This window comes from Dysgonomonas sp. UBA7630 (genome assembly GCF_002483985.1).
Taxonomy (GTDB): domain Bacteria; phylum Bacteroidota; class Bacteroidia; order Bacteroidales; family Dysgonomonadaceae; genus Dysgonomonas.
The window spans coordinates 7,733-32,899 of the sequence record NZ_DLIY01000037.1; the positions used below are offsets into that span (position 1 = coordinate 7,733).

Consider the following 25,167-nt stretch of genomic DNA (forward strand, 5'->3'; position numbering starts at 1 on the left):
CTATATAGAATTTGTTTATAGGACGATTCTGATATAAAATCGCGCCATTTTCCTGAACCTTTATTCCGGGCATCTTTTTCAGCACATCACCGATTGTTCTATCATTAAGATCTGAAAAGCTTTCTACAAGATAATTCAACGTATCACCCGCTTGCCTGATTTTAGGAGGTGTTATTTTCACTTCGTTCAATAAAATTGATGCCGATTCTATAGAAAAATCTATATTCTGATCCCTGTTTGCGGCAATCTTAGTTTGCTTCTGCACATTAAAGCCAGATACAGTAATTGCAATACTATCAGCCTTGCCTTTATATTCGAGCTTGTATGCACCCTTCACATCTGTCATAGCAAAGCCAAGAGTCAATCGCCCCGACTTCTCTTGCAAGGTTACATTTATGTCTGTTATAGGATTACGCTTCTCATCACGAACTATTCCGGTTATTATAGTTTGAGCCTGAGCAATAGCCGAAATTAAAATAAGAAGGAGGAAAAAATATCTTTTCATATTTTATTTCACATCATACAACCGGTTATTCCTTTTCTAATGATATGTACTCATTATTATTCTTTTTGCGAACCATTATAACATTGCCTCCATTAACATTCACTGCCATCCCCCCGGATCTCTTTTTTTTGAGCTTATCTAAATCCTTAAGGCTGGCGTTGATATAATCCTCTTTTGCCAATAAAATTTCTACAGTTGGGGTTAAATGCTCCAAACCTATAATCTCAAAAGAGAAAATATTTTCGGTATCATTTACTTTTAAAATCAGCCCGGGTAGTCCATAAAATTTCCAAGGACCATCGTTTACCGGAATATCAGAGGTAAACCAGGCTTCATACGTTCTGCCTCTAAAAGTTGTACTCGCTTTCTGGCACAAATAGCCCAAAATAGTCAAGGTATCCGTTTTTATATCCCATTGATGAGAAACCTTATCTATACATTTATATTTATTAGGAGTATCCTCGGATCTGTCTATAATTATAATCTCGCCGACTTGCTTCTTTTTATACAAATGTGCAGTCTCTCCTTTCTCTTTCGATTCGAATGTTGTCCCCACGTTACTATCAAACGACGACATATCTCCATTCTTCACAACCGAAATACTCTGTATTGTTGCCGGATTGAGCTTGTTGTTCATAAAATCACCAAAAATCGAATCGCGTTTAGCTCTCGTAGCATCATAATAATGGGACACTTTTGCTCCGATATCGAGTGTTAGAGTGTCTATCTTCTGTTCAGTTTTCTGACTTATCGTTACCGGCTGCACGAACTTGTAGTAGCAACGAATACCAGCTTCATCAAGACTTTCGGATGAAACATTACCTTTATCAAGCTTAACAACTTTCACATTACTTGCAGATATACTCTGTGAAAAAGCTTGCATACAAGCAGATAGAAGGATCAACAAAACAAATATCTTCTTCATATTATTTCTTTTTTTAAAGTTCTCCGACAAATATAGTCTAAAAAATTAGACAAACAATATTTAGGTCTAATAAAATAGACAAAATTCCAAAATAAAAGTTTCGCTGCTTAGAATGACTGGACTATGAAATATATTAGGTACCTCCATTTATCAACTCTAAAAGTAAAAAGTTAGAAAATATTGAATTAATTTTGGAAAATGATTAAGCAAATATTACTAGTAGGACTTGGTGGGGCTGTAGGAAGTATATTGAGATTTCTTACATCTACCTTTATCGTAAGGATTGAACCATTTCCTTTTCCATTAGCTACATTTCTAATCAACATCCTCGGATGCTTCTGTATCGGCTTATTTGCAAATCTGGTTCCCTCTAATAATTTACGAATGCTACTTATTACAGGATTTTGCGGAGGCTTTACTACATTCTCTACTTTTGCTAGCGAAACTTTAACATTGGCAAACAACAACCAATCAATACTGGCATTTGTTTATGTATTGGCAAGCTGTGTTATCGGAATATCTGCCGTTTGGCTAGGAATGTACCTAACAAAATAACACATTATATATATTTAACTTTTTTGATTGTGCTTTTGGCACCTCCTTTTCATCTATAATATATTAATAAGAAATACAAAACATAATAATATGAAAAAGCATTTATTCTTTATTCTTTTATTCTTTTCATTAAGTAGCATTATGAGATCACAAACTTCTAACAATAAATATGAAAATGAATGGAAAAACATAGAGCAACTTGCATCTGAAGACTTACCCCAATCTGCATTACAGTCGGTAGATGATGTACTGAAGATGGCAATCGCCGAAAAGAACAATACACAAGTAATAAAGGCACTTATATATAAGAATAAGTTCAAAAAAGAAATCGATTTTAGAGATAATGAAGGTATATTAAGTGACCTCGGGCAGCTTCTAAACCAGTCGAATGATACTACAGAAAAAGCACTCTTAAACTCTATGCTTGCCGAAGCTTATCTAGACTATTACAATGCAAATAGCTGGGAGATCAATAGACGTACCAACCTTTCTGATGTAATTCCGGATGATATAAAAGAATGGACAGGAAATATATTTGTTAATAAAATTGCAGATCATCTCAAGCTTTCAGTTGCAGATAATGCAACACTAAAAAAACATACAACAAAAGAATATGATGATATAATCAACCTTGGTAAGGATACTGAAAGATTTCCCACATTGTATGACTTCTTGATGAAAAGAGCCATAGAGATAGCAGAGAATATACAAAATATTGATAACAGTGAATTTGACCCTACCCTTATAGGTTTAGACATCAAACAACTAATCCTCCCAGCTGATGAGTTCGTTAAGCTTAATATGAAGTCAGATTCGGGTAATAGAATGCTTGCATATATATACTATCAGCAATATTTGAAAGATCTATTGGATAGAAATATGACTGCAACAATCATATCAATGGAGATTGGTAAGATAACTTTTACTCAAAACAAGTCGAATTCATTTACGCCAAAAGACATATTGGATACATATTTGAACCTTGAGAAAAAATATGAATCAGACGAAAACTGTTCCGAAATAATAGCTAAAATAGTTGATACTTATAATTACGGAGCGGATGGTATGGACATAGCTAAAAGAAATGAAATCATATATGCATGGTTGAAAAAAGGATTAGACAAATATCCTAAATCGTATGGAGTGAGAATTTTACGACAACAATTGAACGCTCTTGAATCTCCAATCCTTCTAGTCAATGGTAAAAATCTGCAATATCCGAATGAGGAAATCACACTAAAAGTAGAATATAAAAATGTAAAAACAGATAGCATTGCACCATTCAAACTATTGAGGAAATTAAATGGAAAATATTCCTTAATAAAAGAATACTCACCGAATCTGACATCTAAAACAACATACAACGCTGATACATTAGATTTGAATATAGGAAAATTTCAACCAGGTGAGTACATATTCACAACTCGAACTATTGAAGAACTTAACAAAGAAATACCAAAAGGCGAAGAAGAAGATATTCTTTATAATAGGTGGGATGACAACCAATTCAAATTTATTGTTTCTTCTCTAATGACATTCTCTCGCAATAGCGCAAAGAATGAATATGAAATATTTGTAGTTGACCGAAATTCGGGCAAGCCTATAAAAGATGCTACAGTAAAAATACATTCTATAGTCAGAAAAAAGGATGATAAAAAAATATTACTAGCTACATTAAAAACAAATGAAATAGGTATCGCAACATTCATAGATTCGCGTGATATCAAAGATCTATACTCTGTGGCTAAATACAAAGTAGAACTTGGCGCAGACTCGTGTTTGCAAGCCGAGAATTTGAATTCCAACTCGTATAGATGGGAACGTGCAGTTCCTTATAGCACCCAAGAAAATACGATTAATATATTTACCGACAGAAGCATATACCGCCCCGGGCAAACTGTTTATTTCAAAGCTATCGTAATCGATAAAGAGTCCAAAGTATTAGCAAATCAGACTTGTACAATAGAGTTACTGGATGCGAATAATGAAACGGTTACAGAAAAAGAGATCATCACAAATGAATTCGGTTCTGCATCAGGAGAATTTATCTTACCGCAATCGGGTTTATTAGGTCAATATAGCATAATGGTAACCGACGGCGGAGCAGGAACTAATTATTTCAATGTAGAAGAGTACAAACGACCTACCTTTGAAATCACCTTTAATAAATTAAAAGAAACTTATGCTTTCGGAGAAGAAATAAAACTGAAAGGTTATGCAAAAAACTATTCAGGTGTAAGCCTCCAACAAACGGATGTAAACTACACCATAACGCGCAAACAGCTAGACATCTGGCGCTGGGGAAGAGGCTATAAAGCTCCTTTTGCTGATGGTGTGGTAAAAACAAATGACGATGGTTCATTCGAGGTTGTGTTTACCCCACAGCCTTCAGATGAAAAAAGATATACACCTTTCAATCAACAGAATTACACATTTGAAGTTACAGCAACAGTGACGGATGTAAATGGAGAGACTCAGTCGAACCAATACTTCATTAACGTTGGTAATATCTCGATGGCTATCAATATAGACATACCTAGCCAGATAGAAAAATCGGGAAATGATAAAATAAATATAGGTGCAAAAAATTTACAAGGGGAAGACATTAAGACATCCGGAACTTATATTCTTTATAGTTTATCGGAAAAAGATTCTATCAATAAGAAAATATTTGACGGCAGATTTGAAACAGGAGAACAAGCTAAATTAAAGTCTTTTTTACAAAGTCAGCCTTCAGGTAAATATCAATTAAAAGTAAAAGCCCTTGATAGTAAGAATAATGAAATAGAAGAAAAGGCTAATTTTATTTTATACAGCTTTAGCGACAAAAAACCGCCGATAAAGACAAATGAATGGCTTGTAAAAAAGAATACATCTTTTAGTCCCAACAAGCCGGCTGAGATTATATTCGGAGTATCAGACAAAGATATATATGTATTGTACCAACTAAATAACAATAAAAAAGTATTTGAACGTCGCTTCATAAAAATGAGTGAGGCGAATCAATTGTTCACTGTTGCTTATAAGGCTGAATATGAAGATCAGATATACATGTCATTTACTTTTGTAAAAGATGGAAAGCTATACAATCAAAATGTATTACTAGCAAAAGAAACCGAAAAAAACGATACGAAGTTAAATCTTAAACTTGAGGTCTTCCGTGATAAACTACGTCCCGGACAGGCAGAGACATGGACAATCAGCGTAAAAGATACAACCAATACCCCTTCTATAGCCGAAGTGTTGGCATCTATGTACGATGTATCACTGGATAAGCTATATCCGTATATGGCTTGGAGCTTCAATCGCCCATACATCGGAAGAGAAGCAATATATCCTATTTCGTTCGACTATCCATCACGCTATTGGAATGTAGATCAATCTAAGTGGTTTTATGCAGGCTCGTTATATGTGGCAGAAATGAATACGTCTGAAGAAAAAACACCAGCGAGAAGATTTGACCAACTAAATTGGTTTGGATATATCAATCAATCTTTTGAGGAATATATTTATGAAAAAAGTAATCAAAGTATCGGAATTATCACCTCTAGCGGTATAGGTTCTGACGGGATATTTGCAGCAGATATGGCTGTATTAAATGAAAGTATGGTCATGGGGGTAGTACCAGCTCTTACTCCACAGCAAGCAAAATCAAAAAGTCTGGATGGTTATTTCGCAGCAGACTCGATCACTAGACAAGTGGAAACTGTCAATGAAGAGAACAATGCACCCACACCTCAAATCCGTCAAAACTTCAATGAAACCGCATTTTTCTATCCTCAATTAAGAACAAACGAAAAAGGCGAAACGCTGATATCGTTCACTGTACCCGAAAGCAATACAACATGGCGTTTCAGAGCGTTGGCACATGACAAGAATTCGAGAGTAGGAACATTGGAGCAATTTGTGATAACACAAAAGGAACTAATGGTGACACCGAATATGCCTCGCTTTGTTCGTCAGGGTGATAAGACTAGTATTTCTACCAAAATATCCAATTTGTCAGAAAATGCCATCTCGGGAAATGTAAGAATAGAATTCTTCGATCCTGCTACAGATAAAGCGATTGATCTCAGAATTCCAAATCAAGATCAAAAATTCTCTGTAGACAAGGGTGCATCAACCTCTGCACAATGGACTTTTGATGTACCCGAAGGCATTGAACTAATCGGTTGCCGCATTGTAGCACAAAACAAAACATTCAGTGATGGAGAGCAACATGTTTTGGCTGTACTATCAAACCGTATGATGGTGACAGAAAGCATGCCTATCGATGTTACAAAAGCAGGCACGAATACATTTACTTTCGATAAATTATACAATAATACGTCATCTACAGCTAGTAACTATAGGCTAACACTCGAATATGCATCCAATCCTGCATGGTATGCCATACAAGCACTGCCTTCATTCAGTAATCCGACAAGTGAAAATGCGGTGAACTGGTTTGCTAGTTATTATGTGAATACGCTCGGTTCTTCTATCATCCGTCAATATCCGAAAGTGGGTTCTATGATAGAAGCATGGAAGAAACAAGGAGGAGATAAACAGACATTCGTATCGAAACTACAGAAAGATGAAGAGTTGAAGAATGTACTGTTAGAAGAAACACCTTGGGTGCTGGATGCCAAAAACGAAGCAGAACAAATGCAACGTCTTTCTTTATTATTTGATCTGAATAATACAAAACAGATGACCAATGCAGCTACAAAAAAACTGCAAGACCTACAAAACACTAACGATGGAGGATGGTCGTGGTACAAAGGGATGTACCCTAGCCGTTCTGTTACCCAGTATATCTTGTATGGTTATGCTAAACTACAGCTAGTTGGGCAGGTAGAATATCATGAAGATGTGAAGGAAATGCAAATGAATGCTCTCAAATTTATTGATAGTCAAATATTGAAAGATTTTGAAAAGCTGAAAGAGAATAATAAGAATTGGGAGAAAACAACGTCTGTGTCGACCAATCAGTTAGAATACGCCTATGTCCGCTCATTCTACCGAGACATACCGATTGATCAGGCAACACGTGCCGCCGAAAGGTTTTATACGAATGTTGCAAGTAAAAACTGGCAAAAACTCGATTTGTACGAAAAGTCTATTCTTTCGGTTGTATTAAAAAGAAATGGAGAGAAAGAACTTGCAAACAAGATTATCAAATCAATACGCGAATACGCTGTTAAAAATGAAAAGGCAGGTATGTATTGGCCAAATAATCGCAATCAGGTATTTATGTCTCTATCTCCAATCAGTGTACATACTTTCCTAATGGATGCGTTGCAAGAAGTTGGTTCATCGCAAGAGGAAATGGATATGCTGAAGCGATGGCTGATAAATCAGAAACGAACTCAGATATGGGAATCAACGCATGCTTCGATAGACGCTATCAGTGCATTGTTAAGCACGGGTTCAGAATGGTTTGCAAGTGAAGAAACGCCTGTGATCTCTGTCGGAAATAAGAAAATAGAGCCCGAAAACAAAGAAGCCGGAACAGGCTACTTCAAGAAAGTATGGGACAAAGCCGAGATAAAAAACGAAATGGGTAAAGTAGAAGTGACAACATCAGATACCCGTCCGGCTTATGGAGCTTTATACTGGCAATATTATGAAAGCTTGGATAAGATTACAGCACATAAAGGAGACTTAAATGTAGAGAAACAGTTATTTAAAGAAATCAACACAGCTACAGGTAAATCTTTAAGTCAAATTACAGAGAACAATCCACTTGCTGTGGGAGATAAAGTAGTAGTACGCCTAACAGNNTGCGGGCTTCTTGTTTCGAACCCATTCAAACGATTTCGGGTATAAAATGGAATGAAGGATTGATGTATTACCAAACGTCAAAAGATGCATCTACTAACTTCTACTTCGATGTTATGCCAAAAGGAACTTATGTATTTGAATACCCTGTATATGTAAACCGTATAGGAGAATACGCTAATGGAATAACAACAATACAATGTATGTATGCGCCTGAATTTGTATCGCATACAGCCGGAATAAAAATAACTGTAAAAGAAAAAGAATGAAAAAATATCTTCCGATAATAGCTGTAATATTGCTTTTTACCGGTTTCGTATCTTTCATTTGCTATAAATCAAATAATAAATCGACAAAACAAAGCGAAGAAAGGGAAATAGTAGAATCCTCGGAATCGAAACAAAAGAAAGAAGAAAGAAAAAAACTTTATGCAAGGCTTAAAGCAAAGGCAGATGAGGCCAAAGTATATAGTAAACAACAAGGACTAAGCTCGAGACACTGTATACTGATTGATTTCAGTATACACTCGGGCAAGAATCGTTTCTTTATATGGGATTTTACAAAAGACAGCATAAAATACGAAAGTCTTTGTTGTCATGGATACGGACAGAAAAGCACACAGTCTAAACCCGTATTCAGTAATGTTGAGGGCAGCTATTGTTCTTCATTAGGTAAATATAAAACAGGAGCACGATCATACAGCACTTGGGGTAAATGTACACTACAAACTGCATGGTTTAGAAAAAACCAATAGTAATGCATTCAAACGGATCATAGTGCTTCATTCGCACAATCCGGTTGCGAATAAAGAAGTTTACCCAAATCATCTGCCATTAGGTTGGAGTCAAGGATGTCCTGTAATAAATAATGAGGTAATGCGCAAATGCGATGCTTTACTCAAAGAGAGTAAAAAGCCTCTACTGTTATGGATATATAATTAGCACAATACTAAATATTGCTAAATTCTTAAAAAATAGTCATATTTATTACTAACTTTGTAAGACGGTTATAGCTAATGCCTAACTACATAGTTAATAACTTAAAGTAAAATAAAGAAAATTAGGTATATGAAAAAGATTGGTTTTATACTATTGGCTTTGGTATTATCTACCAGCTTTATGATGGCTCAAAATGGAGATAAAGCTCCCAAGGCTGTCTTTACAAAAGATGTACACGACTTTGGAAAAGTGGATGAAAGTGCTGGTTCTGTTACTTGCGAGTTTACGTTTAAAAACACAGGTACTGCACCTCTTCTAATTCAACGCGTACAAACAACATGCGGATGCACAACTCCAGACTACACAAAAGAACCGGTTCTTCCTGGAAAAACAGGGGTAATAAAAGTAACTTATTCGACAACAGGTCGTCCGGGAATTTTCACTAAAGAAATTACAGTATTTACAAACGTTCCTGATTCGGTTTACAAAGTTCGTATCAAAGGAGAAGTTATTCGCAACAAATAAAATAATAGGTTCCGGCATAGTACAATAAACAGCTAAGAACCTATAAAACAATTAAAAACAAAACAGGAGAAAGACTAGTCTTTCTCCTGTTTTGTTTTAGTATTTTATTAGCTTCACAAACATTTTATTTATAACCATCGGAAGCTTTAAATAGAATCTACGTATTACTCTTTGGGGTCGGGTCCGTATTGATTTTGTCCATGGGTGCCATCAGTACAAAGAAGGATTAACAACCAAATACCACCAATTAGAGGTATAAGTGAAACAAAATACATCCAGCCACTATGATTTGTATCATGCAACCTTCTGACCGTAACTGCTAAACTTGGTATAAAAACAGCCAAACTGTATAAACCAACCAGTACCATACATATTATAAAAGGAATTGAAGATTCGTTCATGGCGAATAATATGCCGCCAATAATCATCAAACCTATCGGAATAAAAGAGTTGAAAAGATAAAACATCCAATATTCCGTGCGCCTTGCCCTACCGCTAAAGTCAGCATACTGCTTCAATACTTTCAGATACCATCCCATAATTTTATTGTTTTTATAGTATTAAAAAATATGGGATAAAAATAATATAATATTCTGAAAATGAAAGGAAAAAGAAATGTTATTTATAACACATCTTTTTCCTTTCTCACCTAAAAAAACTACTTTAATAAAATACTACATTGTAAGAACAATGTTATTTTCTTCTGCCATACGGCGCATATTAAGAATAGCATAGCGCATACGGCCCAACGCCGTATTGATGCTAACCCCTGTTTGGTCTGCTATTTCTTTAAAACTAAGATCTTGGTAATAGCGCATTTCTAAAACCTCGCGCTGATTTTCAGGCAAGAAAGATATTAACTTTCTAATATCGGATGTTATTTGCACTTTGATCAGTTCGTCCTCAATAGTGCCATCACATAGTGTAGGGTTATTTAATAAGTCAACCGGAGCCTCGTCATTTGATACCGTATTTTCGTTTTTCTCCTGACGAAAATGGTCAATAATCAAATTATGAGCTATCCGAGAAATCCATGCACGAAACTTACCTAATTCGGTATAACGTCCCTGCTTGATAGTAACGATTGCTTTTATAAATGTTTCTTGGAAAATATCTTCTGCAAGTTCCCTATTACGCACAGTAAAAAAAATGTAATTATATACACTTCTTTTATGACGTTCTAGCAGAATATCAAAAGCAAGATTGTTGCCATTAGAATAATCACAGACCAATTGTTCATCAGTCATAGTAATTAATGTTTCCATTATCTCTTATATTTAAAAATTTAGAGTAATGTCTATTCTATAGGCGTTGATTTTTTTGAGGTTTATAAATAAAACTATGTTAATGATGCAAATAAAGAATAAATTTACCAAACTTACAAATACAGAAGGAATATTTAACAATAAGACCAGAGCGCGTCAAATGTAGTCTTACTTGTCGTCATGCTGATCGATACGAAAATAAAAAAAGAGACAGTTTTATCCATATCAAAATAGAAGACGCTTACGAGTGTATAAGATTCGAACAATAAATTGGGATGTTATAAAAAAAAGAGAAAGTTTTTTAGCTTTCGAATATTTTCTATTAACGTCATTGTATATATTTGTATAGAAATCTATTAAACACTAATCATTATGAAAAGACATCTGTTACTCATTGCAGTATTTACGGTTTTAGCTACAAGATTATTAGCTCAGGGATATGAAGTTCCTAAGAATTATAAATTTGAGAGTAAAGACGCTTATACGACATACGAACCCCAAGTAAAAGAGACTATAAACTGGTTATTAGACACGCCGTTAGGAAAAGAGCCTATCAAAAGACAAGAAGCAAATGCCTTTTTTATGGCCTGGCTTACAGGTACACCGAATGTTAGTGTGGGAGTAGATAGCCGAGTTGTAGATTTCATAAAAGTTAATCCAGAACTATTAATGCCTTTTATGTTGGGTTGGATTAGATACTCTTTTGATAACAACTACTCAAAAGATAATATCCTATGTACAAAAGCTGCTTTGGAAACGGTTGCAGCATTTTATCGAAAAAACAGAGGATATCTGAAAAAAGATGGAAGCGTGGAGAAGTTAGAAAAATCAATAGAGAAAGGTAAATTAGAAGAAGAAATAAGAAAGAAACTTAAATAAGAAGTTCAACTAAGGAAAGGCTTAAGTATAAATTTCTGAAAGATAAAAACAGAACTATAAATATAAAACAGATTATGAAAAAAATTATATTTCCTTTATTATTAGGATTAATCCTAATAGCTGGCTGTACACATAAGACGCAGACAGGACAAGACGATACTATTGTAATAAAATCGGATATGGAAGACGAAAGAACAGGAGATGAGCTCAAAATAGTTGCAATAATGACCGTTAAACCGGAGGCTATAAAAGAAATTCTACCCATTTTTCAGACATTGGTTCAGGGTAGCCAAGAAGAAGATGGCTGTATCAGTTATAATCTGCATCAAGATATTAGCGACTCTACAAAATTTGTAATGCTTGAAGAATGGAAATCACAAGCAGCTATAGATTATCATAATAACACCGAGCACTTTAAAACATTTAAAGAAGCTTCGAAAGGTATGATAGAAAAATCGGAAGTAAGCATATTAAAGTTGGTATATTAAACATCTACTCCTTCCTTTAGAGATATCTTAGATTTGTATTTTTAGATAACAAGATTGTCTAATATAAAGATCTTTGATATAACAGATAGGTAGCCGACAGACAAAGTGATACAGAAAGAATGGAGTAAATACTTGATGTCTCAAAAGACATAAAAACAAAGCGAGACAAGAAAAGTAACAAACAGAAAATATACTTATATCTGTTACTTTTGTTACTTTTGTAACCTTAAAGATTATAAAAGAATAAAAGCTATGACAGAATTGAAGATTGTTGCTGTAATTGTAGTTAAAGCCGAATTTCAGGAAGAATTGGAAAAAGTGTTTCAAAATGTAGTAGATGGCACACGTAAAGAAGAAGGGAATATCTCATACGATTTGCATCAAGATGTAAAGAACCCTTTAAAGTATACAATTCTGGAAGTTTGGAAGTCTCAGGCTGCAATAGATGAGCACAATAATACGGATCATTTCAAGGCTTTTGTAAAAGCGATAGAAGGAAAGGTGGATAACCTATCTGTAGATATAATCAAAAAAGTGTATTAAATATCATCAAATAATATATATGTATAGGAATCATACGTGTGGAGAATTAACTCTTGCAGATGTTAACAAAGAAGTAACGTTAGCCGGATGGGTAAACGCTGTTCGCAAGCTTGGTGGTGGAGTCACATTTATCGACCTCCGCGACCGTTATGGTATTACTCAATTGTCATTCAGTAAAGATATCAATGCCGACTTGTACGAGCGAGCGAATAAGATAGGTCGTGAATACGTATTGCAGGTGACGGGTAAAGTAGAGGAGCGTTCGAGCAAAAACCCCAACAGGTCTACCGGCGATATTGAGATTATCGTTAACGAACTTGTAATATTAAATACATCAGATACTCCACCATTTACAATAGAAGACAATACTGATGGGGGCGATGATTTAAGAATGAAATACCGATATCTCGATTTGCGTCGCGATGTGGTAAGAAAAAATCTTGAACTTCGTCACAAAATAGCATTCGAAACACGCCGTTATTTAGATGAGCGCCAATTCCTTGAGGTAGAAACGCCTGTTCTTATTGGTTCTACTCCCGAAGGGGCACGTGACTTTGTTGTACCATCACGTATGAATCCGGGTGAATTTTATGCACTTCCACAATCGCCGCAATTATTCAAACAATTATTGATGGTTTCGGGATTTGATCGATATTTCCAGATTGTTAAATGTTTCCGTGACGAAGACTTGAGAGCAGACCGTCAACCTGAATTTACTCAGATCGACTGTGAGATGTCGTATGTTAATCAGGAGGATGTATTGAACATGTTTGAAGGATTAACAAAACATCTGTTCAAAGTTGTAAAGGGAATTGACATTCCTGATTTTCCTCGTATGACTTATGCTCATGCCATGAAGTATTACGGTTCTGATAAGCCGGATACACGTTTTGGTATGGAATTCGTAGAAATAAAAGATTTGACGGAAGGTAAAGACTTTGTCGTATTCGATTCATCTGAATATGTAGGAGCTATCTGCGCTAAAGGAGCAGCTTCATATACCCGCAAGCAGATTGATGCTTTGACCGACTATGTAAAACGTCCGCAGATAGGTGCAAAAGGGCTTGTATATGCTCGCTACGAAGCTGATGGTTCATTGAAATCTTCTGTAGATAAGTTCTATAATCCTGAGAATTTGAAGAAGTGGGCAGAACGCTGTCAGGCAGAGCCCGGAGACCTTATACTAATTATCTGTGGTGAAACAGAAAAGGCTCAGAAACAGCTAGGAGAACTTCGTCTAGAAGTCGCTGAACAGCTTGGGCTAAGAGACAAGAACCAGTTTAACTGCTTATGGGTAATCGACTTCCCTCTTTTAGAGAAAGATGAAGAGCTGGGACGTTATTTTGCAAAACACCATCCGTTTACAAGTCCTAAAGAAGAAGATATAGCTTTGCTTGATAGTGATCCGGGAGTAGTCCGCGCCAACGCTTATGACATGGTAATCAACGGCGTAGAAGTAGGGGGAGGATCTGTACGTATCTTCAACAGTCAGCTACAGAATAAAATGTTCCAAATACTTGGCTTCACTGAAGAAAAAGCTCAGGCACAGTTTGGCTTCCTGATGAATGCATTCAAATATGGTGCACCTCCACATGCAGGTCTTGCATTCGGACTAGATCGTTTGGTCTCATTGTTTGCAGGATTGGATAGTATCCGTGATTGTATTGCATTCCCTAAGAATAACTCAGGACGTGATATGATGATAGATGCTCCGGCAACTCTTGATCCGGCTCAACTTGAGGAGCTGAATTTGAAAGTAGAAATAAAGGAATAAAACATATCCTATATAAGTCAAAAGCGCTCTAACTTGATAATTAGAGCGCTTTTTCGTTTTAAAACACTTGTTGTTGTCGGTTGGATAGTCTCAGTCGATAAGAAGTTCCGGTCGATATTCAAAGTGCATTGTATCATAATGATACCATTTGCCACCCCAAATAAATCCATGCTTTTCGAATATATCGACTATAAGTTGAGGTATTCTGTTTTTATATACTAAAGTTGCATCTTCTGATTTGCAACGACAGTCCCATTGCCAGTAGTTTGAATATTTCACATTCAGATCGATAGCAGTACCAAAACTATGGCTGCTCAGCCTGTTTGTTCCTCTTATTTTTCGCCAGTTAAATCCGCCCGAGCTATACAGATATTCTCGCAATTCGGGATGTTTATCTAATTCGTCTGATATTTTCTGCAATTGCTTCGCAACACCATTTATCTTCGTTACTCTCAGAGTCTGGTTTACAAGCGTTGGACACCAAGTGATAGTAACCAAATTAGCTTGTACTTCCGCTGAAGTAGCCCCATACATTAACTTTAAGAGCTCTTCATTTCTTATTCGTCCCGGATCGTAATTCTTAGAAATATTCTCAACCTTTCCTTTGATGTAAGGATATATAAAGATGTCTCCTAAATCAGAACTGTTCATCAGATCGGAGTGAGCCTTCGTTCCTCCTTCGTTATATTTGATAGTTCTTCCGTCTTTTAAGGCAATATTAGAATTATCAAAAGCCACAATACTCTCGGGATAAGCCTTCATTAGCTTATATACAGCTACGGGATATTGATCTTTATTCTGAGAAAAGCTTATTCCGGCAATGAAGAGAAAGAGCAGGACTATAACTGTCTTTTTCATATACTAAAGATAAAAATTAAAAAGGATATATCATGATAATATATCCTTCTTTTATAATTAAAAACAGATGTTTTTTACTTCAGTATTTTCTCTATCAAGGCCAGCTCTTCGGCGGAAAAGTTTGCATTATCTTTTGCCTTCAGATTATCTTTCAACTGATTCAAAGAACTTGTCCCAATTATGACAGATGTAACCTGTTCGTTATGCAACAGCCACGCTAGAGCCATTTCTGCTAAAGTTTGACCACGCTGTAGAGCCAAGTCGTTCAATGCAGAAACCTGTTTTATCACATCCTGAGTAATTTCACTTTCCTGCAAAAAACCATGGCTTTTGTGAGCTCGGGATGTTTCAGGAATACCATGCAGGTACTTATTCGTAAGCAACCCTTGCGCTAATGGAGAAAATGCAATAAATCCTACTCCATATTCTTTATTGATAGCCATATGTTCAATTTCTGGATTGCGAACAAGCATACTATACTTATCCTGATAAATCAAACAAGGCACATGCTGTGACTTCAATATTTCATAAGCCTTTATCAATTGCTGCGGAGGATATTTTGATACACCTACATACAAAGCTTTCCCCTGGCGAACAATATCGACTAAAGCTTGCATGGTTTCTTCTATCGGAGTCTGAGGGTCATACCGATGAGAGTAAAATATATCAAAATACTCCAAGCCGGTACGTTTCAGGCTTTGATCAATGCTTGCCATAATATACTTTCGCGAACCACCATCACCATAAGGGCCATCCCACATCAAGTGACCTGCTTTTGATGATATAATAAGCTCGTCTCGGTGTCCTTTAAGCTCTTTAGCTAACACTTTTCCAAAATTAGCTTCTGCACTTCCGGGAGGTGGGCCGTAGTTGTTAGCTAAGTCAAAATGTGTAATACCACTATCAAAGGCATGTAAAATCATGGATGTAGCTACTTCAAAATCATCTACATCTCCGAAATTATGCCACAGCCCTAATGAAATTTCAGGAAGTTGTAAACCACTGTTTCCGCAAAAGTTATATTTCATCGTTTTCGTTTTATTTTGAATAAAGATAGTTTATTTTCTTTTAGGATTCTCGTATTTATTAAATTTTTAGACAACACTATTTACCTCTTATCTATTCATAATATTTAACAATGGAGCATTAATATTTCCATAATCGAAAAGAATTATGAGCGGAATCTTTATATACTTTTACCCGATTTTTTAACATACATAACATTTATGAAAATTATAAACTATCTAAAATTAACTTTAACAGCTGTAACGCTCTGTTTGATTACAGTTTCTGCTTATGCTCAAGAAGTAGATCAAAGCCCATTAACTCTGCTTAAAGAAGGAAACCTCCGTTTTGTATCAAGTACTCCATTACACCAACATCAGGATATGGCTAGAGTTAACGAACTAAAAAGTGGGCAACAACCTTTTGCGGTCATTGTCAGCTGCTCCGATTCCCGAGTATCTCCTGAAATCATATTTGACCAAGGACTCGGCGATCTGTTTTCGATCCGTACAGCCGGCAATGTTATGGCTGACTTTGAAGAAGGAAGCATCGAGTATGCAGCAGAACATCTTGGCTCAACACTTATAGTTGTTTTAGGACATACTAGCTGTGGTGCAGTGAAAGCATTCATGGATATCAAGCACAATCCGGATCACCAGCATGCGGATCATGCCGAAAAATTAGGTCATATAGAATCTATTGTAAATAAGCTAAACAGTGAAGATGAAGAAAACGAAGTCTTCAAAACAGAAGGTTCGGATAAGTACCAAAAGGCTATCGAAGCGAATGTTATACATGGAGTAAAGCAATTAAGAGAATCTACACCTATATTATCAGAAAAATATAACGAGGGAAAGATTCAAATAGTGGGAGCTATTTACCACATTGAATCGGGAGAGATTGAATTTTTAGACCTTTAATAATCTTCGTTCTTGGTCATAAAAAAAGCTCAGCCTTTGCGGCTGAGCTTTTTCATTATATGCTTTATTTTAGAATAACATATTCTTAATATCTGGATTTGTAAGGAACTTAGCAAATTCGATATCTTTAGCTATTTCTGCAGGAGAAACTCCATTCTGAATAGCAGACTTCAAGTTTCCGGCAACACCTGATGCACTATTTGTTCTTGCAGCTACGATCGCAGCCAAATAATATGTAGTAGCATCTTTAGTTGGTACTGCATCCAATATTTGTTGAGCACGGCTATAATTCTTAGTCAAAATCTGAGCCAATGCAGCATTGTTAGATACAGTGTTACCAAACGATTGAACTGCACGGTTATATTCTCCTTTTTGGATATACATCAATCCCATTGTTTCACCTAACGTGTTAGCTCCGGCTGCATTACCAAGTAGCTGCTCTGCTTTTGCTGTATTTCCCTCAGCCAATGATACTAAAGCTAAGTTCATATTTGCTTCAGCAGCACGAGACGAAACTTCAGTAGCCTTGTTGAATGCTTGAATAGCTCTGCTGTTTTGACCGTTCTTATAATAATATGCACCTAGGTTGTTCCATCCACGATAGTCGTTAGGGAATTTTTGAGTAACAAAAGTGTATACTTTCTCTTTAGATACACCATTCAAGTTGGCAGCATACAACAATTCTTCTACTGTAAGGTCTCCTAGATTACCGCTTACTGCAATATTTTTCAGTTCCTCATCAGTCTTACCAATTATTTCTACGTTAGCCAAAAGGCGAGAACGACGAAGTTTTGGTAAAATAGTTTCAGCTAGATCAGAATATACAACTGAGATATTCTTAATTTCTTTTTCTCTGGTTTCAGGATCCGGATACATAGACAATACTCTAAGAACAAGATCTTTGTCTTGCAAGCTAGATGCTTGAACTAATTTTTGGAATCCATCCCAGTCTTGAGCTGTATATTTAGCATTAATTTCAGTATCAATACTATTCTTCTTGAATTCTTTAGTCAAATAGTTTGTTGTATTTTTCTCACGTTTTTCAGCTAGTTGATCATTCAGCTTGAACCCTCCATCAGGAGATGCATATGCCGAAATTTCAACATCTACTTTCTTACGCTCGTTACTATCTGCTTCTTTTACCAATTCTTTCCATGCATTCAGGTTTGTAGAATTTAATTCGCTAGAACGCAATTCTGCACGTTGGATCAAGAACATTATATCAGCATCATAAGCCTCTTTGATTATGCGTTGGAAAGCATCAGGAGCAACAGCAGGAGCTGAAGTACCCGCATTTGCAAGCGCTTGAGTTGCAACTACACCATCTGCAATTTTCACATCGCCAAAGCCAACTACTTGTTTTCCTCCTCTATGAAAATCGAAGCGTAAAAACAACNNTGGAATATAATCAAACTCAGACTTCATTGTTATAGCACTACCAGCTTCATAAGGCACTACAATTCCGTTTCCGGCTACCTTTTCTCCCTGATATGTATAAGGAGTTCCAAGAGTTTCACCTCCTGCATACTTCAATACCGGTGTAACAACTACTGTTGTGCTTTTCTCAAACCATTTAGCAGGAAAGCGTCCGTTTATTGTAACAGGAACTTTAGTCCCTACCAATTCTAACGGTGAAGGATTTGTTGTAAATAAAGAATTTGCCAAAGGAGGCATTGTTTTTTTGCCGCACGATGTTGCTATGATAGCAACAAAGGCTACTAACGAAAGGAATTGAATGAGTTTCTGCCTTTTCATAACACTTAAGTAATTTAGTTTTATATATTTATTAAATTCCGATTCTTCGTATCACAAAGCTACTTGATTTCCATCTGAAAATAAAATACAATTACCTTATTTTGAATATTCCTAAGACTTTTAATTTTTTTTAATCTTTCAGCATTTTCACACTCAGTGTTGATGCGGTATAGATCCCTTTTTCGGAGAAAGACTTATATATATTCTCGTTCAAACTGACACTTGTATTTCCATAATCCTCACTATTCACCCATACCCGTATTGTTACATTGATAACGCCATTGGAAACATCTGTAACGCCCACAAAAGGTGTAGGGGTATCTTTAATTGATTTGTTTTCTTTAATAACGGAGAGCAGTATACTTTTTACAAGGTCAATATCTGTTCCATAATTAATGTTAAACGTGAGGTCGATACGCCTCTGTTTCTGAGCCGAATAGTTCGTTATATTCCCGGTAGATAAAGGGCCATTGGGTATAAATATAGTGACATTGTCGCCTGTCAGCAAAACAGTATATAATATTCCAATAGACTGAACGACACCATCCGTACTTTGGGCAACAATACGATCACCGACTTTGAACGGTTTGTTTATTAACAGCATCACACCTCCTGCAAAATTAGAGAGATTATCTTTCATAGCCATACCTACGGCTAATCCGGCAGCAGCTAATATAGCAGCAAAAGAAGTAGTTTGAATGCCTAATATATTTACTATAAAAAGAAACAATACAATCTTTAATGAAATATTGATCAGGCTATCCAAAAACGAGCGTACTGTTTCCTCTATCCGTCGGCGAAGTAGAAACTTATCAAAAAACTTTCTTATCCACCCAATCACCCAGCGACCAACAATAAATACAATAATTGAAGCTACAATTTTTGTACCTAGCGCCACCGAAACATCAAGCAGGTAGTCAAGCAACTTATCGAGGGTTGAAACCGTGGCTTCTGCATTCACAACAGACAGACTATCAGTAGAAAATATATCTAATAACATAAACTATATAACAAGTGCAATAATTCGAGCATAAAATTATATATTTATACAATACAATTGTCATTTTATTCGGGATTAAAATAGATTTTTAACAATCGAATTTTACATAATTTTTTATTTCAAATAGATTTTGTATATTTGAGAAAACACAATCCTCTTCCTCAACAGAGAAAGAGATGAATAAAGATAAAAGCCACTTAAGATTGATCGCACTTTTATTTATAAACTTTATAATTAACTAAACACAGTAATTAAGATGAAAAAAATATTATTTGCATTCAGCCTTTTTATTCTACCACTTGCTTTTATTGCCTGTGGTGACGACGACAAAAAATTATCAACTAGCGATTTACCTCCAACAGCACAAGCCTTCTTACAAGCACATTTTCCTTCGCAAAAGGTCACACGTGTAGAAAAAGACAACGACAGCTATGATGTTTATCTGGCTAATGGCTTCGAAATAGAATTTAAACTCTCCGGAGAGTGGGACAGTGTAGATGGCAAAGGACAACAAATTCCCGCCCACATCATCGCATTACTACCTAGTGCGATACCTAGCTATATAGCACAACATTATCCAACGCAATACATAGTGGAAATAAACAAAGAACATTTCGGCTATGAAATTAACCTAAGTAATAATATAGAGCTAGAGTTCGATTCGAATGGTATATTTATAAGGCTAGATAAATAATCACGCACTTATCGAACATACAACAGACAAAGAGCAGGCGTATCTGCTCTTTTGTTTTTTATATCTTTGTCCTACCAAAATAAATTGACAAGTGAAAGGTATAAATATATTTGATCTCAAAAACTTCCTCGACCAGAAAGTAGAACAGTACAACACCCCTGCTTTTATCGATAACGATCCGATTTCCATTCCTCATAGCTTCACAAGCAAGCAGGATAAAGAAATAATGGGATTCTTTGCTGCTATTTTTGCTTGGGGACAACGCAAAACCATTATCAATAAATGTAAAGAGTTGGCAGAAAGAATGGACAACGCTCCATACAACTTCATACAAGGGCACAGTGACGAAGACTTGAAAAAGCTCCTACAGTTTAAACACAGAACATTCAACGATACAGACTTGCTATACTGTATCGACTTTATGAAAAGGCACTTCACTCAATACAACAGCCTAGAGGAAGCTTTCTTCCCTTCCTCCAACATGAATGTAGAGACAGCCCTCAATCACTTTCAGTCATACTTCTTTTCTCATCCCGATGCACCTCACCGTACACGAAAGCATATCCCCTCCCCCGTTCAAAAATCAGCATGCAAACGACTGAATATGTACTTACGATGGATGGTAAGGGATGATAACAAAGGGGTCGATTTCGGTTTATGGAGACAAATCAGCCCATCCAAGTTGATTTGCCCACTCGATCTTCATGTAGAACGTACCGCCCGTAAGCTAGGCTTGCTGGAACGAGACAAACCAGATTGGAGGGCAGCGCTAGAACTAACAGAAAGCCTAAAAACACTGGATATCAACGACCCTGCCAAATATGACTTCGCTCTGTTTGGTATTTCTATTGAAGAAAAATGTATTATCCCCTAACAGCATAAAAAGTAACAAAGGTGACAAAGGTGACACATTTTACACATATTTTTCATGTCACCTTTCTGCTCTCAAATTTCAGTTGTTATAGATGTCAAAGACCTCATTATATGACAATTTTATTCCAAATAAATAAACACAAATAAAATTTCTGTATTTTTTTTATTTGCAATATACAACACCTTTCTCATTTTGAATTCAAAGCAAAAAAAACTATCTTTGAGCTAGTTTTTTAGTAGCTATTAAATCCAATAAACACATATGCTCCCTGAAGATATTATTGACGAACCAGAGAATTTAGATAACGACGAACCAATATTGGATGATGAGTTGGAGAACGCTGATGCAGCATCCCATTCAGACTATAAAGTCCCGATAAAAGATACAGCTGACAATCAGACACATCTTTCGGGTATGTTCCAAAATTGGTTTCTAGACTATGCATCGTACGTAATACTCGAACGTGCGGTCCCTCACATATCTGATGGTTTCAAGCCGGTGCAACGTCGTATCATGCACTCTATGAAGCGCATGGATGATGGTCGTTACAATAAGGTCGCTAATATCATCGGGCATACTATGCAGTTTCACCCGCATGGAGACGCCTCTATAGGGGATGCATTGGTGCAACTGGGACAAAAGGATTTATTGGTAGACTGTCAGGGAAACTGGGGTAACGTATTTACAGGAGATGGAGCTGCTGCACCCCGTTATATAGAAGCTCGCTTATCAAAGTTTGCTTTGGAAGTGATTTTCAACGCCAAAACCACAGAGTGGAAACCATCATACGATGGACGTAATAAAGAGCCTGTTACGCTACCGGTTAAGTTCCCTCTACTTCTAGCTCAAGGTGCGGAAGGTATTGCAGTGGGACTTTCGTCGAAGATTCTTCCTCACAACTTCAATGATCTTTGCGATGCAGCCATAGCGCATCTTCAAGGAGAAAAATTTGCATTCTATCCTGATTTTCAAACCGGGGGCTATATAGACGTCAGCAAGTATAACGATGGCGAGCGAGGCGGATCGGTAAAGGTTAGGGCTAAAATATCTAAACTGGACAACAAAACGCTTGTTATAAGTGACATTCCCTACGGACGAACATCATCGTCTGTTGTGGAATCGATCTTGAAAGCCAACGATAAGGGTAAAATTAAAATCCGCAAGGTAGATGATATCACCGCTCAGAATGTAGAAATACAGGTACATCTGGCAGCAGGCGTCTCTTCCGATAAGACAATAGATGCTCTATACGCTTTCACCGATTGTGAAATAAGCATTTCGCCAAACTGCTGTGTTATCGAAGATAATAAACCTTATTTCCTTACAGTAAGCGACATACTCCGTCATACTACAGACAATACGTTAAGCCTGCTTCGTCAAGAACTGGAGATACAAAAGAGTGAACTGGAAGAAAGCCTTCACTTTTCTTCGCTGGAAAAGATTTTCATCGAGGAGCGTATATACAAAGACAAAGAGTTTGAGAATGCTGACAATATGGATATGGCTGTAGAGCATATCGATAAGAGATTGGCTAAATATGCAAAACAGTTTATCCGTGAGGTTACACGTGAGGATATACTCAAATTGATGGAGATCAAGATGGGACGTATTCTCAAGTTCAATTCCGACAAAGCAGATGAGCTGATAGCCAGATACAAAGACGAAATAGAAGAAATAAAGCACAATATAGAAAACATTGTAGACTATACGATCTCATGGTTTGTAATGTTGAAAGAAAAATACGGAAAAGATTTTCCTCGCAAAACAGAAATCCGCAGCTTTGATACCATCGAAGCGACAAAGGTGGTAGAAGCAAACGAAAAACTGTATATCAATCGCGAAGAAGGCTTTATCGGTACATCACTGAAAAAAGATGAGTTTGTCTGCAACTGTTCCGACATTGACGATATAATTATTTTCTTCAAAGACGGTAAATATAAGATTGTAAAAGTGAGCGACAAGATGTTTATCGGTAAAAACATTCTTTATCTATACGTCTTCCGCCGCAATGACAAGCGCACGATCTATAACGTGGTCTATCGCCACGGTAAGAATGGCCCTTCATACATCAAGCGTTTTGCCGTAACGGGCATAACCCGTGACAAGGAATATGATGTTACACAAGGAGAAGATGGTTCTCGTATCACCTATTTCAGCGCAAACCCAAATGGTGAAGCTGAAACCATACGAGTAATACTGAAGCCGAAACCTCGTCAAAAAATACTTGTATTCGAAAAAGACTTTAGCGATATTGTCATCAAAGGACGTCAGTCTATGGGAAATATCTTAACGAAAGCTGAAGTACATAAAATATCACTGAAACAAAAAGGAGGATCAACTCTTGGCGGACGCAAAGTTTGGTTCGATCAGGATGTGTTACGCCTAAACTATGATGGCAGAGGCAAATTCCTTGGAGAATTCCAAAGCGAAGACCAAATATTGGTTGTACACGATAATGGAGAATTCTACACCTCCAATTTCGATGTAACGAATCACTACGAAGCCGGAATCATCCGTATCGAGAAATTCGACGTAAATAAAAATTGGACAGCCGTTCTGTTTGATGCAGATCAGCAATTTATGTATCTGAAACGCTTTACATTCGAATCTTCTGCAAAAAAACAGAATTTCCTTGGAGATAATCCGAACTCGAAACTGAAGATTCTTACAGACGTTGTTTATCCTCGTATTCTTGTTACTTTTGGCGGGCGCGATAGTTATCGTGAGGCCTTGGAAATAGACGCGGATGAATTTATTGCAGTAAAAGGCTTCAAGGCTAAAGGTAAGCGTTTATCGACATTCGAAATAGGCGACATCAAAGAACTTGAACCTATCCGCTTTCCTGAACCGGAAGAAGAAGAGGAAAAGAAATTTGAAGTACAGATAGACGATGATGATGACGAAGTGGACAATCGCCCTATCTCGGATATTTTGGATGAAATAACAGGGCAGAAATCGTTATTTAAAGATGATGATAAGGAGGAGGAAGAGTAAATATATATTTCTATTATTTCTGAGTGTATGCGTTTTTATTAATTTACAAGCTCAAAACCTTGTTGATAAAACACATGCTCTTGATTCAGTAGAAATTGAAGGTTATGCCCCTCAAAAGAGAACGACAGTTATCGATGATTCCTCTTTAGGGGTTCCTATACCTTTAAGAACGAACAACGCCCTATCTGTCTCTATCGGCTCTGCTAACATGTATGATACATACCTATCGCCATTAGAGTATAAGGGTTTCTCTATTCATCTGATGTATGAACAAATGCGCCGTACGACGTGGTTTGATTATAAGTTCTATAAACAGCAGATATTCGAACTGGATCTTTCGAAAGGAGATAATCCTGCAAAAAATGTATCGGAATACTGGGCACTTCTTAGCTATAGGATAGGCGGTCATTATATGGTGTATAATACCGACAACTTCCGTCTCGGGCTGGGAGGACTATGGGATATAAATGGCGGTGTATTGTACAATGAACGAAATGGAAATAATCCAGCTTCTGCCCGTACATATTCCAATCTCAATATGTCTGTTACCGCCTCATATAAATTCAAATGGGGTGCTGTGCGTTGGCAGATAGATTCTCCGTTTATGGGAATATTGTTCTCTCCTAAATACGGACAATCGTACTACGAGATTTCGTTAGGCAACTCTGTCGGACTTGTCAATTTCGCATCCTATCACAATCAACGAGCATTGCGCAACTACATATCGATAGATATCCCAATAAACAAATATACAATCAGAGTGGGGTATATGGGCTCATGGTATCAGACTAAAGTAAATGATATACAAACACATCAGTATACAAACAGCTTTGTGATTGGATTCCCTATAGAAGGAGTAAAGAAACCAAAAGAAAAAGCTCGCATCGACTATTGGAATGGGGAATAA

At 36.6% G+C, this 25,167-nt stretch carries 20 protein-coding genes and 1 pseudogene; 14 read left to right on the forward strand and 7 right to left on the reverse strand.

Features of this window, described 5'->3' with window-relative positions; translation table 11 throughout:
- Nucleotides 1-530: 530 nt before the first annotated feature.
- Complete coding sequence (locus B3P17_RS14785; protein ID WP_291106072.1) at nt 531-1,430, reverse strand: GLPGLI family protein; 900 nt, start codon at nt 1,428-1,430, stop codon at nt 531-533.
- Between the two features lie 198 nt (nt 1,431-1,628).
- Here B3P17_RS14785 and crcB point away from each other — a divergent pair, with 198 nt between their 5' ends.
- The 5 genes and pseudogenes from crcB to B3P17_RS14810 all read left to right on the forward strand — a co-directional run bounded on the left by crcB (nt 1,629) and on the right by B3P17_RS14810 (nt 9,211).
- Nucleotides 1,629-1,985, forward strand: a complete 357-nt coding sequence (gene crcB / locus B3P17_RS14790; protein WP_252636487.1) for a fluoride efflux transporter CrcB — start codon at nt 1,629-1,631, stop codon at nt 1,983-1,985.
- A 1,530-nt stretch (nt 1,986-3,515) separates the two neighbouring features.
- Nucleotides 3,516-7,796, forward strand: coding sequence for an MG2 domain-containing protein (locus B3P17_RS14795; protein ID WP_422653403.1), 4,281 nt, complete (start codon nt 3,516-3,518; stop codon nt 7,794-7,796).
- A gap of 14 nt (nt 7,797-7,810) precedes the next feature.
- Nucleotides 7,811-8,017 (forward strand): hypothetical protein, encoded by a 207-nt coding sequence (locus B3P17_RS14800; protein WP_291106076.1) that lies wholly within the window; start codon nt 7,811-7,813, stop codon nt 8,015-8,017.
- Nucleotides 8,014-8,689, forward strand: a pseudogene (locus B3P17_RS14805) (murein L,D-transpeptidase catalytic domain-containing protein). The gene B3P17_RS14800 and the pseudogene B3P17_RS14805 overlap by 4 nt, the downstream one beginning before the upstream one ends.
- A gap of 126 nt (nt 8,690-8,815) precedes the next feature.
- Nucleotides 8,816-9,211, forward strand: coding sequence for a DUF1573 domain-containing protein (locus B3P17_RS14810; RefSeq protein WP_006842670.1), 396 nt, complete (start codon nt 8,816-8,818; stop codon nt 9,209-9,211).
- Nucleotides 9,212-9,375: 164 nt separating this feature from the next.
- Here B3P17_RS14810 and B3P17_RS14815 read toward each other — a convergent pair whose 3' ends face one another.
- Together B3P17_RS14815 and B3P17_RS14820 are read right to left on the reverse strand one after the other, a co-directional pair.
- On the reverse strand, nt 9,376-9,750 hold the full coding sequence (locus B3P17_RS14815) for a DUF805 domain-containing protein (RefSeq protein WP_291106078.1): 375 nt from the start codon (nt 9,748-9,750) through the stop codon (nt 9,376-9,378).
- 135 nt (nt 9,751-9,885) lie between these two features.
- Entirely contained in the window at nt 9,886-10,476 is a 591-nt protein-coding gene (locus B3P17_RS14820; RefSeq protein ID WP_291106080.1) for a sigma-70 family RNA polymerase sigma factor, read from the reverse strand.
- A gap of 372 nt (nt 10,477-10,848) precedes the next feature.
- Between B3P17_RS14820 and B3P17_RS14825 the strand changes: the two genes are divergently transcribed.
- The 4 genes from B3P17_RS14825 (at nt 10,849) to aspS (ending at nt 14,160) form a co-directional block, all read left to right on the forward strand.
- Complete coding sequence (locus B3P17_RS14825; RefSeq protein WP_291106082.1) at nt 10,849-11,355, forward strand: hypothetical protein; 507 nt, start codon at nt 10,849-10,851, stop codon at nt 11,353-11,355.
- Between the two features lie 74 nt (nt 11,356-11,429).
- The gene (locus B3P17_RS14830; RefSeq protein WP_252636491.1) at nt 11,430-11,843 is read left to right on the forward strand and encodes a putative quinol monooxygenase; all 414 of its coding nucleotides are present in this window, start codon (nt 11,430-11,432) and stop codon (nt 11,841-11,843) included.
- 252 nt (nt 11,844-12,095) lie between these two features.
- Entirely contained in the window at nt 12,096-12,386 is a 291-nt protein-coding gene (locus tag B3P17_RS14835) for a putative quinol monooxygenase (RefSeq protein ID WP_252636492.1), read from the forward strand.
- 19 nt (nt 12,387-12,405) lie between these two features.
- Nucleotides 12,406-14,160: an aspartate--tRNA ligase gene (gene aspS / locus B3P17_RS14840; RefSeq protein WP_252636493.1), complete on the forward strand. Its 1,755-nt coding sequence runs from the start codon at nt 12,406-12,408 to the stop codon at nt 14,158-14,160.
- A gap of 90 nt (nt 14,161-14,250) precedes the next feature.
- Here aspS and B3P17_RS14845 read toward each other — a convergent pair whose 3' ends face one another.
- Both B3P17_RS14845 and B3P17_RS14850 read right to left on the reverse strand, forming a co-directional pair.
- Nucleotides 14,251-15,018, reverse strand: coding sequence for a M15 family metallopeptidase (locus tag B3P17_RS14845; protein WP_252636494.1), 768 nt, complete (start codon nt 15,016-15,018; stop codon nt 14,251-14,253).
- A 74-nt stretch (nt 15,019-15,092) separates the two neighbouring features.
- The gene (locus B3P17_RS14850) at nt 15,093-16,046 is read right to left on the reverse strand and encodes an aldo/keto reductase (protein ID WP_252636495.1); all 954 of its coding nucleotides are present in this window, start codon (nt 16,044-16,046) and stop codon (nt 15,093-15,095) included.
- A gap of 198 nt (nt 16,047-16,244) precedes the next feature.
- Here B3P17_RS14850 and B3P17_RS14855 point away from each other — a divergent pair, with 198 nt between their 5' ends.
- Entirely contained in the window at nt 16,245-16,943 is a 699-nt protein-coding gene (locus B3P17_RS14855) for a carbonic anhydrase (RefSeq protein ID WP_252636496.1), read from the forward strand.
- A 69-nt stretch (nt 16,944-17,012) separates the two neighbouring features.
- Here B3P17_RS14855 and B3P17_RS14860 read toward each other — a convergent pair whose 3' ends face one another.
- Entirely contained in the window at nt 17,013-18,698 is a 1,686-nt protein-coding gene (locus B3P17_RS14860) for a tetratricopeptide repeat protein (protein WP_291106090.1), read from the reverse strand.
- Nucleotides 18,699-18,828: 130 nt separating this feature from the next.
- Nucleotides 18,829-19,698 (reverse strand): mechanosensitive ion channel family protein, encoded by an 870-nt coding sequence (locus B3P17_RS14865; protein ID WP_252636498.1) that lies wholly within the window; start codon nt 19,696-19,698, stop codon nt 18,829-18,831.
- 256 nt (nt 19,699-19,954) lie between these two features.
- Here B3P17_RS14865 and B3P17_RS14870 point away from each other — a divergent pair, with 256 nt between their 5' ends.
- The 4 genes from B3P17_RS14870 to B3P17_RS14885 all read left to right on the forward strand — a co-directional run bounded on the left by B3P17_RS14870 (nt 19,955) and on the right by B3P17_RS14885 (nt 25,167).
- Nucleotides 19,955-20,392, forward strand: coding sequence for a PepSY-like domain-containing protein (locus tag B3P17_RS14870; protein WP_252636499.1), 438 nt, complete (start codon nt 19,955-19,957; stop codon nt 20,390-20,392).
- Between the two features lie 91 nt (nt 20,393-20,483).
- Nucleotides 20,484-21,266 carry a TIGR02757 family protein gene (locus B3P17_RS14875; RefSeq protein ID WP_252636500.1) on the forward strand — a complete coding sequence of 261 codons (783 nt, stop codon included), beginning with the start codon at nt 20,484-20,486 and terminating at the stop codon, nt 21,264-21,266.
- Between the two features lie 261 nt (nt 21,267-21,527).
- Nucleotides 21,528-24,260, forward strand: coding sequence for a DNA gyrase/topoisomerase IV subunit A (locus tag B3P17_RS14880; protein ID WP_252636501.1), 2,733 nt, complete (start codon nt 21,528-21,530; stop codon nt 24,258-24,260).
- Complete coding sequence (locus tag B3P17_RS14885; protein WP_252636502.1) at nt 24,235-25,167, forward strand: DUF3316 domain-containing protein; 933 nt, start codon at nt 24,235-24,237, stop codon at nt 25,165-25,167. Before B3P17_RS14880 ends, B3P17_RS14885 begins: the two co-directional genes overlap by 26 nt.